At 66.9% G+C, this 10892-nt stretch carries 12 protein-coding genes and 1 pseudogene; 8 read left to right on the top strand and 5 right to left on the bottom strand.

Features of this window, described 5'->3' with window-relative positions; genetic code table 11:
- The first annotated feature begins 72 nt into the window (after window positions 1-72).
- Window positions 73-602: pseudogene (locus RM96_RS05245) on the top strand (DMT family transporter).
- On the opposite strand, the gene RM96_RS05240 reads toward RM96_RS05245, so the two are convergent.
- From RM96_RS05240 to RM96_RS05230, 3 genes are read right to left on the bottom strand one after another with little or no spacing between them, the layout of a single operon-like run.
- The gene (locus tag RM96_RS05240; protein ID WP_039008439.1) at window positions 587-805 is read right to left on the bottom strand and encodes a cysteine-rich CWC family protein; all 219 of its coding nucleotides are present in this window, start codon (window positions 803-805) and stop codon (window positions 587-589) included. The pseudogene RM96_RS05245 and the gene RM96_RS05240 sit on opposite strands and share 16 nt — an antisense overlap.
- The gene (locus RM96_RS05235) at window positions 802-1029 is read right to left on the bottom strand and encodes a zf-HC2 domain-containing protein (protein WP_039008437.1); all 228 of its coding nucleotides are present in this window, start codon (window positions 1027-1029) and stop codon (window positions 802-804) included. Before RM96_RS05235 ends, RM96_RS05240 begins: the two co-directional genes overlap by 4 nt.
- Before the next feature lie 55 nt (window positions 1030-1084).
- Window positions 1085-1690 (bottom strand): sigma-70 family RNA polymerase sigma factor, encoded by a 606-nt coding sequence (locus RM96_RS05230; RefSeq protein ID WP_039008435.1) that lies wholly within the window; start codon window positions 1688-1690, stop codon window positions 1085-1087.
- 304 nt (window positions 1691-1994) lie between these two features.
- Here RM96_RS05230 and argB point away from each other — a divergent pair, with 304 nt between their 5' ends.
- The 5 genes from argB (at window position 1995) to metW (ending at window position 6666) form a co-directional block, all read left to right on the top strand.
- Window positions 1995-2912, top strand: coding sequence for an acetylglutamate kinase (gene argB, locus RM96_RS05225; RefSeq protein WP_039008462.1), 918 nt, complete (start codon window positions 1995-1997; stop codon window positions 2910-2912).
- Window positions 2913-2986: 74 nt separating this feature from the next.
- Window positions 2987-3967 carry a pyrimidine 5'-nucleotidase gene (locus RM96_RS05220; protein ID WP_039008433.1) on the top strand — a complete coding sequence of 327 codons (981 nt, stop codon included), beginning with the start codon at window positions 2987-2989 and terminating at the stop codon, window positions 3965-3967.
- Window positions 3964-4626: a nucleoid occlusion factor SlmA gene (slmA, locus tag RM96_RS05215; RefSeq protein ID WP_039008431.1), complete on the top strand. Its 663-nt coding sequence runs from the start codon at window positions 3964-3966 to the stop codon at window positions 4624-4626. The genes RM96_RS05220 and slmA overlap by 4 nt, the downstream gene beginning before the upstream one ends.
- Before the next feature lie 256 nt (window positions 4627-4882).
- On the top strand, window positions 4883-6055 hold the full coding sequence (metX, locus tag RM96_RS05210; RefSeq protein WP_039008460.1) for a homoserine O-succinyltransferase MetX: 1173 nt from the start codon (window positions 4883-4885) through the stop codon (window positions 6053-6055).
- Window positions 6052-6666 carry a methionine biosynthesis protein MetW gene (metW, locus tag RM96_RS05205; protein WP_039008428.1) on the top strand — a complete coding sequence of 205 codons (615 nt, stop codon included), beginning with the start codon at window positions 6052-6054 and terminating at the stop codon, window positions 6664-6666. The genes metX and metW overlap by 4 nt, the downstream gene beginning before the upstream one ends.
- Before the next feature lie 2 nt (window positions 6667-6668).
- Here the strand turns inward: metW and RM96_RS05200 are convergent, their stop codons facing one another.
- A complete protein-coding gene (locus RM96_RS05200; RefSeq protein ID WP_039008427.1) occupies window positions 6669-7574 on the bottom strand; it encodes a LysR family transcriptional regulator in 906 nt (301 codons plus the stop codon).
- Window positions 7575-7684: 110 nt separating this feature from the next.
- Between RM96_RS05200 and RM96_RS05195 the strand changes: the two genes are divergently transcribed.
- Both RM96_RS05195 and RM96_RS05190 read left to right on the top strand, forming a co-directional pair.
- A complete protein-coding gene (locus RM96_RS05195) occupies window positions 7685-8572 on the top strand; it encodes a DMT family transporter (RefSeq protein ID WP_039008458.1) in 888 nt (295 codons plus the stop codon).
- An 80-nt stretch (window positions 8573-8652) separates the two neighbouring features.
- Window positions 8653-9504 carry an acyl-CoA thioesterase gene (locus tag RM96_RS05190; RefSeq protein ID WP_052279335.1) on the top strand — a complete coding sequence of 284 codons (852 nt, stop codon included), beginning with the start codon at window positions 8653-8655 and terminating at the stop codon, window positions 9502-9504.
- Window positions 9505-9517: 13 nt separating this feature from the next.
- Here RM96_RS05190 and RM96_RS05185 read toward each other — a convergent pair whose 3' ends face one another.
- Entirely contained in the window at window positions 9518-10777 is a 1260-nt protein-coding gene (locus RM96_RS05185; RefSeq protein WP_039008426.1) for a muropeptide transporter, read from the bottom strand.
- Between the last annotated feature and the right edge of the window lie 115 nt (window positions 10778-10892).

The raw sequence follows: 10892 nt of genomic DNA, 5'->3' as shown, positions 1-10892 counted from the left end.
CGTTTGCGCCGAGACGCCCAGAAACTCCGCAGCCTCTTGAATGCTGACCATCGTGCGTATCATGCGCAAATTGTGCACAACTGCGCAAGAACGCGCAAGTATTTCTGTCAGCAGTTCAAGCCCCTCCTTCCCGCCGTGCTGGCGGGTGCCGCCATCCCGATCCAGGCCGGCGCCAACGCCACGCTGGGGCGCACGCTGGGCCATCCGTTATGGGCCACCGTGGCCTCGCTGCTGATCAGCCTGGCCGCGATCCTGCCGCTGCTCTGGCTGCTTAAGGTGCCGCTCCCAGCGCTGGCGCAGTCCGGACGTGGGCCGGGCTGGATGTGGATTGGCGGCCTGCTGGGCGTGTTCTACATCACCGCTGCGCTGATGCTGGCGCCCCGGCTGGGGGCTGGCAGCTTCATCGCCGCCGTGATGGCGGGCCAGGTACTGGCCGCGCTGCTGGTGGACCAGTTCGGCCTGGCCGGATTTGCCGTGCGTGCGCTCACGCCGGCGCGGCGCTGATCGTGCTCGGGATGGTGGTGATGCAGTGGAGTGGCGCAAAGGGCGCTGCACCGGAGCGCGCTCCCGCAGCAGCGGGTGCGGCTCAGGCTGACGGCTGAGCGGACGCTTTCCGCTCCCGCAGGCACTGCGGGCACAGGCAGTGCTGGCCCGCCACGATCTGCCGCGCGGGCAGCAGGGGCTGGCTCGCGCACCAGCATTCGGGCAGGCCGGTCACGTAGCCGCAGACAAATGCGGCCCCGCACTGGCTGCAATGCTCGACGGGCCGGAGTTGCCCGGTCAGCACCGTGGCGGGATCGGTCATCGCGGGCTGCCGGGGAGATCGTCGTCCTGGCCGAACCTGCGCATGGCCGCGCGCATCAGCTGCATCTGGGCGTTGAAGCGGGTGCAGGCGTCGCAGATGACAAGGTGGCTGCGCACGCGCAGGCGCTCCACCCAGTTGAGCGGGCGGTCCATCCCCTTCATGGTCAGGTGATGCACCTCCTGGCAGTTGGGGATCAGGCGGCGCGGACGGGGCGATTCGGGCATGGGCTCCTCAGGTTGAATGGCAGGGCGATGGCAGGTCGCGACGGATTCCGCATGCTCACCCGGCCTTGCCGGTGGCGGCGCGTGCACCGGGTTGCTGGCCGAACCAGTTCAGCTCCAGGCACTCGCGCAAGCGCATGCGTGCCCGGTACAGCATTACCCAGGCATTAGTCGTGCTGATCTGCAGATCCTGACAGATTTCTTCGGTTTCCAGCTCCAGCCATTCGCGCATCATGAAGATCCGGGCAATCTTGGCCGGCAGGCGGTCGACGCAGACCTGCAGCACCTCGAAGAACTCGCGCCGCTCGAGCGTCCGGTCGGGGTCGCCCCAGTCCGAAGGCTGGTTCTGGTAATGGCCGTTGCGGGTGAAGAGGGCGTCGAAGGCATCCTGCTCGGACTGCACGTCGCCGTCGTCGTCGGCCGCCAGCGTCAGCCGGACTTCGCGCTTGCCGCTGCGCATCATGTCGATGATCTTGTGCTTCAGAATTCCTATCAGGTAGGTCCTGAGCGCCGACTGGCCGGCAAAGCGCTCCGGATGCTCCAGCGCGGCAAGCAGGGTCTCGGAGACGGTGTCCTCGGCGAGGGCCTCGTCGCGCAGTTGCAGGCGCGCAAAGCGCAGCAGGTAGGGGCGTACGGACTGCAGTTCGGCGGGATCGAGGCTCATCGGCTGCGGCGGCGTGTTGGTGGGCGGTCGTCGGGCAGGCTGTTGCGCAAATAGAACGCTTTGGCGCGCGGTACGGTGCGCCACGCGGCGCTTGAACCGGGCATCCGCCCCCGGCGGCGGCCGGCGCGCTCGCGCACTGCGCGGTTTCTTGTAAAATCGGCGCCTGCCGCAGCCGTATGGTCCACATTCGGATCCACATTCGGGCGCACTTTCGGGGCACTTTCCCGTGGCGCCCGTCAGTTTCCCGCCAGCCTTGCGGCAGATTTGCCATGATACCTGTTGAATCTCACGGATGTCCTTTGCCATGAACGCCGACAACCCCGGGCCTGCCGCAACTGCGGTGGCCGCCATTGCCCCAGCCCTCAAGGCCGAGATCCTCGCCGAGGCGCTGCCCTATATCCGCAAGTTTCACGGCAAGACCATCGTGGTCAAGTACGGCGGCAATGCGATGACCGAAGAAAAGCTCAAGCATGGCTTCGCGCGCGACGTGATCCTGCTGAAGCTGGTCGGCATGAACCCGGTGGTGGTGCACGGCGGTGGCCCGCAGATCGATGAAGCACTGAAGAAAGTCGGCAAGGTCGGCACCTTCGTGCAGGGCATGCGCGTCACCGACGAAGAGACCATGGAAGTGGTCGAGTGGGTGCTCGGCGGCGAAGTCCAGCAGGACATCGTGATGCTGATCAACCAGTACGGCGGCCAGGCCGTGGGCCTGACCGGCAAGGACGGCGGCCTGATCCGCGCCAAGCGCCTGCAGATGCCGGACCGCGAAAACCCGGGCGCCTTTATCGATATCGGCTATGTGGGCGATATCGAGGCGATCAACCCGGCCGTGGTCAAGGCGCTGCAGGACGACGCCTTCATTCCGGTGATCTCGCCGATCGGCTTCTCCGACGATGGCCAGGCCTACAACATCAACGCCGACGTGGTCGCCGGCAAGATGGCCGAGATCCTGAAGGCCGAGAAGCTGGTCATGATGACCAATATCCCCGGCGTGATGGACAAGAAGGGCAACCTGCTGACCGACCTGTCGGCACGCGAGATCGAAGAGCTGTTCGCTGACGGCACCATCTCGGGCGGCATGCTGCCGAAGATCTCGTCGGCGCTGGATGCGGCCAAGAGCGGCGTGCATTCGGTCCACATCATCGACGGCCGCATCGAGCATTCGCTGCTGCTGGAAATCCTGACCGAGCAAGCGTTCGGCACGATGATCCGCTCGCACTGAGCGGTTACCGGGGCGGCCGCCCGCATGGCGCGCTGCTCCGGGAAAAATCCCCATCATTCTCAGAGCTTCCCGGCGTGCCATCCAGTCTTCAACCTTCACGCCGCGTCCGCGCGCGCCTGCGCAGGCGGCCGGTCGGTGATGTCTCCGGGCGCACGGTCTGGCTGTTCGACCTGGACAACACGCTGCACGACGCCTCGCACGCCATCTTCCCGGCCATCAACCGGCTGATGACGGCCTACGTGGCGCGCGTGCTGGGCTGCGACGACGCCACCGCCAGCCGCGTGCGCGTGGACTACTGGCAGCGCTATGGCGCCACGTTGCTCGGCATGATCCGGCACCATGGCGTGGATCCGGCGGACTTCCTGCGCGCGGCGCACGAGTTTCCGGAGCTGGCCGGCATGGTCCGGGTCCGGCGCGGGCTGGCCGCGCACCTGCGCCGGCTGCCAGGGCGCAAGATCCTGGTGACCAACGCCCCGCAGGACTACGCGCATGCGGTGCTGGACATCGCCGGCATTCGCCACTGCTTCGAGCGCGTGGTGGCGATCGAGCAGATGTGGGTGCACGGCCATCTGCGGCCCAAGCCCGATCGCCGCATGCTGCGCCGCCTGCTGGCGCAGACCGGCATCGCGGCGCATCGTGCGATATTGGTCGAAGACACGCTGTCGCACCTGAAGCACTACGCCGGCACCGGCATCCGCACGGCGTGGGTGACGGGCTACCTGCGCACCATCGCGCCGTCGCGGCCGCACATATCGCCGGCCGAACGCGACGATGGCAGCCGCGGCGACGCCGCGGTGCGCTCGACGCTCGAGGCCGAAGACCGCCAGCACGTTGCGCACGCGGCGCAGGAGCGTTCGGTGACGCTGGTTGCAGCCGAGACGCAGGACCCGCCAGCCGCCGAAAAAACCGGAAATACCGGCGCGCTGGCGCCTCAGTCCCAGCCCGACCACGTCCCGCGCGTACGGGCGCGCGTGCCGAACCGGCCGGCCTATGTGGACATAAAAGTACAATCGATGCATCAACTCCAACGACGAATGCGGAGAATCGGGTCATGACGCAAAGCAACGGGAGCCAGCCGGAGGCCGTCCAGGATGGCAGCGGGCAGGAGAGTGGACTGGAGACCGGCGCGCCGGTGCGCAAGCGCCCGCGTCCGGGCGAGCGGCGCGTCCAGATCCTGCAGACTCTGGCGGCCATGCTGGAACATCCCCGCGGGGAGAAGATCACCACCGCCGCGCTGGCGGCGCGCCTGAGCGTGTCGGAGGCGGCGCTGTACCGCCATTTCGCCAGCAAGGCGCAGATGTACGAGGGGCTGATCGGCTTTATCGAACAGACCGTGTTCGGCCTGATCAACCAGATCACCACGCAGGAAGAGCACGGCCTGCGCCAGGTCCATGCCATCGTGCGCATGCTGCTGTCGTTTGCCGAGAAGAACCCCGGCATGACGCGCGTGCTGACCGGCGAGGCGCTGGTGGGCGAGCACGAACGGCTGCAGGAACGCATCAACCAGGTGATCGACCGCATCGAGGCGTCGCTGCGCCAGTGCCTGAAGATGGCGGTCACGCAGGCCGCCTTCCCCGCCGATGCCGATATTCCCGCGCGCGCGGCGCTGATCATGGCGACCGTGCAGGGGCAATGGCATCGCTATGCCAAGAGCGGTTTCCGCAAGTCGCCTTCCGACCATGCGGAGGCGCATCTGAGGGTGCTGCTGGGCTGAAATGACTACCCCGGGCCGATTGCTCTATAATTGCCCGGTCGCGCCGATTTGATGACTGGCTTGCGGGCGCGCGGCAGCCGGAGGGCAATATGCTCCGACTGCCAATATAAATGCGGCTAAAGAAGTTGGGTCGGCGCCCCTTACGGAGGACAAAACGCCGGCACGCGGGATCCCGCGAATGCCCGACTTGGCTGCGAAGCATCACACGCACAGCCGGTCGGGTTTTTTTATGCCCGTTCGCTACGGGCCGGATTCCATGACAGATGTCGCCTCGCCGCCTGCCACGATTGCGCTGCCGCCTGATTCGGTCGGCGTGGTCACGCCGCAGCGCATGCATTTCCCCGAGCCGCTGAAGCTGCGCAACGGCTCGTCGTTCGCCGGCTACGACCTGATGGTCGAGACCTACGGCACGCTCAACGCGGCCCGCTCGAATGCGGTGCTGGTCTGCCACGCGCTCAATGCCTCGCACCATGTGGCGGGCGTCTATGCCGACGATCCGCGCGACGTGGGCTGGTGGGACAACATGGTCGGTCCCGGCAAGCCGCTCGACACCAACCGCTTCTTCGTCATCGGCGTGAACAACCTCGGTTCGTGCTTCGGCTCGACCGGCCCGATGAGCATCAACCCCGCCACCGGCCAGCCCTATGGCGCGACCTTCCCGGTGGTGACGGTGGAAGACTGGGTCAACGCGCAGGCGCGCGTGGCCGATGCGTTCGGCATCACCCAGTTCGCCGCGGTGATGGGCGGCAGCCTGGGCGGCATGCAGGCCGTGGCGTGGAGCCTGATGTATCCGGAGCGGCTGCGCCACTGCATCGTGGTCGCTTCCACGCCCAAGCTTTCCGCGCAGAACATCGCGTTCAACGAGGTGGCGCGCAGCTCCATCCTGTCCGACCCGGACTTCCACGGCGGCAACTACTACGCGCACGGCGTGAAGCCCAAGCGTGGCCTGCGCGTGGCGCGCATGATCGGCCATATCACCTATTTGTCGGACGAGGACATGGCCGAGAAATTCGGCCGCGAGCTGAAGACCGAGGACATCCGCTTCTCGTTCGATGTCGAGTTCCAGGTGGAGAGCTACCTGCGCTACCAGGGCGACAAGTTTGCCGAGTACTTCGACGCCAACACCTACCTGCTGATCACGCGCGCGCTGGACTACTTCGACCCGGCGCTGGCTTTCGGCGGCGACCTCACGCGCGCCATGGCGCAGACGCAGGCGAGCTTCCTGGTGGCGAGCTTCAGCACCGACTGGCGCTTTGCGCCCAACCGCAGCCGCGAGCTGGTCAAGGCGCTGCTGGACAACAAGCGCCCGGTCTCGTACGCCGAGATCGACGCGCCGCACGGCCACGATGCCTTCCTGCTCGACGACCCGCGCTATCACAACCTGATGCGCGCCTACTACGACCGCATCGCAGAGGAGATCGGCGCATGAACGCCCTGGCCAATCCCAATATCCTGGCGCTGCGCCCCGACTTCCGCGCGATCGCGCGCTGGATCGAACCCAACTCCACCGTGCTCGACCTGGGCTGCGGCGACGGCAGCCTGCTGCGCGTGCTGCAGGACGAGCTGGACGTGCAGGCCTACGGCATCGAGATCCAGGACGAAGGCGTGCTGGCGTGCGCGCAGAAGGGCGTGCATGTCATCCAGCAGAACCTGGAGGGCGGGCTCGCGCTGTTCGAGGACAAGAGCTTCGACACGGTGATCCTGTCGCAGACGCTGCAGACCATCCACAACACCGCACAGGTGCTGCGCGACACGCTGCGCGTCGGACGCGAGTGCATCGTGTCGTTCCCGAACTTCGGCTACTGGCCGCACCGCCTGTCGGTGTTCCGCGGCCGCATGCCGGTGTCGGAATCGCTGCCTTACCAGTGGTACAACACGCCGAACGTGCGCGTACTGACCATCAGCGATTTCGAAGCGCTGGCGCCGAAGGTCGGGCTGCGCGTGATTGATCGCGTGGTCATGCACGAAGGCGTGACAGTCAACTGGGGCTTGAACTGGCGCGGCAGCCTTGCGGTGTACCGCGTCTGCGCGACCGACTGAACTCAGCTTGCCCCCGACCCGGCAAGGTGGTCGACGAAGGCACGCACCTTCGGCGCCACGTGCCGCGTGGGCGTGTAGACGGCATAGGCAGTGCCGACATAGGGCTCCAGGATGTCCCAGTCATCCAGCACGGTGACCAGCCGGCCATCCGCGAGCCCGTCCGCGGCGGAGAAGTCCGGCACAAGTCCGATGCCCGCATCGCGCTCCACCATCGTCACGATGGCCAGGCTGTTGTTAAGTGTCAGCCGCGGCGGGATGCGCACGGACAAACTGTCGCCGCCGGCCTTGGGCCGCAGCGTCCAGTGTTCGCCGAAGGCGCCATAGCCCAGGTAAAGGCAGCGCGCGGCGGGCAAGTCATTGGGGGTAGCCGGCGCACCGTGCTGGCGGACGTAGGCCGGTGAGGCAACGAGCCGGTAGTGCACTTCGCGCAGTGGCCGCGCCACCAGTCCGGGTGCCAGTTCGCGCGCGATGCGGATGGCAACGTCCAGCCCTTCCTCCACCAGGTCCACCATGCGGTCGGCCAGCGTGATTTGCAGCTCCAGCGCCGGATATCGGGCCAGCAGCGCCGGCAATCGTGGCGCCAGCCACGCCTGTCCGAACGAGACCGGGGCGCTCACGCGCAGCACGCCGTGCGGCTCGCCGGTGTGGTCGCCGCCCAGCGCGGTGACCTCCCGCGCGGCGGCCGTCATGCGTGCGCAGGCGGCGTAGACCGACTGGCCCAGTTCGGTCAGGGCGAACGCGCGCGTGGTCCGCTGCAGCAGGCTCGCGCCCAGCGTGGCTTCCAGCCGCGACACATGGCGGCTGACCGCCGACGGCGTCATGCCCAGCTCCTGCGCGGCGGCCGAGAAGCTGCCGCATTCAACGACGCGCGCAAAGACGGCCATGGCATTGAGTGGCGCAGCAGGCATCCCTAACCCCCATTCTTTGACTTGAAGTCAAATGGTAATTGAGTTGGAGCTGGATTGTTGATCTGGGCGCATGGTGGAACAATGCCGGCATGAATGCCAAGGAGCAACAGATGAACAAGCAGCAACCCATGTCCGGCGGGGCCTGGCGCATGATCGCGGCGATGGCGCTATCGGGCACCATAGGCTGGTTCGTGGTCACCAGCGGCCAGTCGCCGATCGATGTCGTTTTCTTCCGCTGCCTGTTCGGCGGCGCAGCGCTACTGGGTGCGCTCACGCTGCAGCGCGGCTGGGTGCGCATGGACCGTGCACGCCTCGGCTGGCTGGCGCTGGGCGGCGTCACGCTGATCCTGAACTGGCTGTGCCTGTTTTCGGCCTATTCCTACAGCGGGATATCGGTTGCCACGGTGGTCTATCACACCCAGCCGTTCTTCCTGCTGATACTGACCGCGGTGTTCCAGCGCGAGCCGTTTCCCTTCGCCCGGCTGCCGTGGCTTCTGCTGGCCTTTGCCGGGGTGGTGCTGATCACCGGGCTCGATCATGGCGCCAGCGGTGGCGGGATGATGGTCGGGATTGGGCTGGCAATGCTGGCAGCGCTGCTGTACGCCATTACCACCATGGCGACACGGCGCCTGCAGGGCATAGCGCCGGGGCAGATCGCGGGCCTGCAAATGGTGCTGGGCGTGCTGATGCTGGCGCCACTCGCGCATCCGGCCGTGAGCACGTTCGACGGCCGCACCTGGGGCGCGCTGCTGGCGCTGGGCCTGGTCCATACCGGCGTGATGTACACGCTGCTGTATGGCGCGTTCCAGCGGCTCAATGTCGTGTCGATTGCCACCCTGTCCTTCGTCTACCCGCTGGTGGCGATCGTGATCGATGTGACGGTATTCCATGTGGTGCTTAGCCCGTTGCAGCTGGCAGGCATGGCACTGGTCTTGTTGGGAGTGATCGCTAACCAGCTTGGCTGGAGCGTGCCAATGCGGATCCGGGCGCGCGGATGACCGGAGGGCGAAAAGCTTATTGACCGGATCCCTGACTACGGTTAGTGTAGGCAGGTCATCGAACGATCGTACTATTTCCCATGTCCTCCGCGCCCCTGACTGCTGCCGCCACCGTGGCGGGTTCCCTGCCTCATCCCTTTGACGATGCCATGGTGCTGGAGCCGGCTGGCGAACATCGCTACCTCGGCCGCACCACTGAGGCCTACTGGAACATGATCGGGCCGTTCGGCGGCATTACTGCTGCCACGCTCCTGCAGGCGGCGCTGCAGCATCCGCAGCGGCTGGGCGACCCGATTTCGCTGACCGTCAACTTTGCCGGCCCGATTGCCGAAGGCCCGTTCGAGATCGAGGCCCGGCCCACGCGCACCAACCGTTCGACCCAGCACTGGAGCTTTGAACTGCGCCAGGGCGATGCGGTGGCCACCACCGGCAGCGCGGTCTTTGCCGTGCGGCGCGAGACCTGGGCCTGCGGCGAGGCCGTCCGTCCCGAAGCGCCTGCGGCCGACACCGTGCCGGCCATGGCCGGGTTTGCGCCGGTTCGCTGGCTCAAGGCCTACGACATGCGCCCGGTGCGCGGCGCCAAGCCGACCGCCGAGGCAGGCACGGAGCATCCCGACAGCGTGACCCGGTTCTGGCTGCGCGACCAGCCGGCGCGCACGCCTGACTTTGCCGCCGTCGCCGCATGGTGCGACAGCTTCTATCCGCGCATCTTCCTCAAGCGCGCGGGCTTCGTGCCCGCCGGCACGGTGTCGCTGACCACGTATTTCCACACGGATGCAGCCACGCTGGCCGCGCTGGGCGACAGCCACGTGCTGGCCAGCGCGCAGGCACAGGTGTTCCGCCAGGGCTATTTCGACCAGAGCGCGCAGATCTGGAGCGCAGGCGGCGAACTGCTGGCCACCTCCAACCAGATCGTTTATTACAAAGAATAAGGACTGAAAGGGCTCAGGCGATCGCTTCGCGCGCCTGGGCCTCGTAGCGGTGCACGGTATGGCGCATTGCCCAGAGCAGCGCCACGCCTGGCAGGGCGACGGCCACGGTGCCGAGATAGAAGGGCGCCCAACCCCAGGCCTCGACCATATAGCCGGAAGTCGGCCCCACGTAGACGCGGCCGACCGATGCCAGCGCCGACAGCAGCGCATACTGCGTGGCCGAGAACGAGCGGTTGCACAGCGTCATCAGCAGCGCGACGAAGGCCGCGGTGCCCATGCCGCCGCACAGGTTCTCCACCGCGATGGTGGCACCCATCGTCCACAGGTGCGGCGGGGTGACCGCCAGGATCCAGTATCCGAGGTTGGACACGGCCTGCAGGATGCCGAACAGCATCAGCGACCGGTACAGCCCCAGCCTGACCATCAGCGTGCCGCCGAACAGCGCGCCGACGATGGTGGCCGCCAGGCCCAGCGTCTTGTTGACGATGCCGACCTCGCCGGCGGAGAAACCCACGCCGCGGATCAGGAAGGTTGTCGACAGGCTGCCGGCAAAGGCATCGCCCAGCTTGTACAGCACGATCAGCAGCAGCAGCCACCACGCGCCCGGGCGCGAGAAGAAGTCGCGCAGCGGCCCGAGTATGGCTTCTTCGAGCGAGCGCGGCGCGCGGGCCGGCACGTCAGGCTCGGGCGCCCACACCAGCGTGAAGATGCCCACGCCCATCAGCCCGGCCATCAGGATGTACATCTGCTGCCAGCCCATCACGCGGTCGGCCAGCCACAGCGCCAGCCCGCCCGAGACCAGCATTGCCAGCCGGTAGCCCAGCACTTTCACGGCGGCGCCCACGCCGCGCTCGGGCGGGCGCAGCACATCGGTGCTGTAGGCATCGAACACGATGTCCTGCGACGCCGACAGGAAGGCCACCAGCGTGGCCAGTGCCGCCAGCGTCCACAGCGCCTCGCGCGGCGGACAGAAGGCCATGGCCGCAATGCCCAGCACCAGCCCGAGCTGGGTCACCAGCAGCCAGCCGCGGCGCCGGCCCAGCAGCGGGGGCGTGTAGCGGTCCATCAGCGGCGCCCACAGGAACTTGAAGATATAGGCCTGGCCCACCAGCGAGAAAAACCCGATGGTCTTGATATCGAGCCCTTCGACGGTCATCCACGCCTGCAGCGTGCCCGAGGTCAGCGCCAGCGGCAGCCCCGAGGCGAAGCCCAGCGCCAGCATGGCGCCGATGCGGCGGTTGCGGAAGATATCGAGATAGTCTTGGAGGTTCATGAATCGCGGTGGCGGGTGGCGTCGTGCGGCTGCGCGGGCGCCGTGTATTATTGCATCACCCGTTTGTCTGGCCCGTCGTTCTGCAGTTTTTTCCGTCTGCTTTTCCAGCCCTTTC

Source organism: Cupriavidus sp. IDO, assembly GCF_000812465.1.
In the GTDB taxonomy this organism is placed as follows: domain Bacteria; phylum Pseudomonadota; class Gammaproteobacteria; order Burkholderiales; family Burkholderiaceae; genus Cupriavidus.
Note: the sequence above shows the minus strand (reverse complement) of the source record. Positions and strands in the feature narration are given on the sequence as shown.

Excerpts from the sequence above, each read along its gene's own strand:
- RM96_RS05185 (WP_039008426.1), bottom strand. The coding sequence starts at position 10,777 with ATGAACCTCCAAGACTATCTCGATATCTTCCGCAACCGCCGCATCGGC.
- argB (WP_039008462.1), top strand. The coding sequence starts at position 1,995 with ATGAACGCCGACAACCCCGGGCCTGCCGCAACTGCGGTGGCCGCCATT.
- RM96_RS05200 (WP_039008427.1), bottom strand. The coding sequence starts at position 7,574 with ATGCCTGCTGCGCCACTCAATGCCATGGCCGTCTTTGCGCGCGTCGTT.
- metX (WP_039008460.1), top strand. The coding sequence starts at position 4,883 with ATGACAGATGTCGCCTCGCCGCCTGCCACGATTGCGCTGCCGCCTGAT.
- RM96_RS05235 (WP_039008437.1), bottom strand. The coding sequence starts at position 1,029 with ATGCCCGAATCGCCCCGTCCGCGCCGCCTGATCCCCAACTGCCAGGAG.
- RM96_RS05230 (WP_039008435.1), bottom strand. The coding sequence starts at position 1,690 with ATGAGCCTCGATCCCGCCGAACTGCAGTCCGTACGCCCCTACCTGCTG.
- metW (WP_039008428.1), top strand. The coding sequence starts at position 6,052 with ATGAACGCCCTGGCCAATCCCAATATCCTGGCGCTGCGCCCCGACTTC.
- RM96_RS05195 (WP_039008458.1), top strand. The coding sequence starts at position 7,685 with ATGAACAAGCAGCAACCCATGTCCGGCGGGGCCTGGCGCATGATCGCG.
- RM96_RS05190 (WP_052279335.1), top strand. The coding sequence starts at position 8,653 with ATGTCCTCCGCGCCCCTGACTGCTGCCGCCACCGTGGCGGGTTCCCTG.
- slmA (WP_039008431.1), top strand. The coding sequence starts at position 3,964 with ATGACGCAAAGCAACGGGAGCCAGCCGGAGGCCGTCCAGGATGGCAGC.
- RM96_RS05240 (WP_039008439.1), bottom strand. The coding sequence starts at position 805 with ATGACCGATCCCGCCACGGTGCTGACCGGGCAACTCCGGCCCGTCGAG.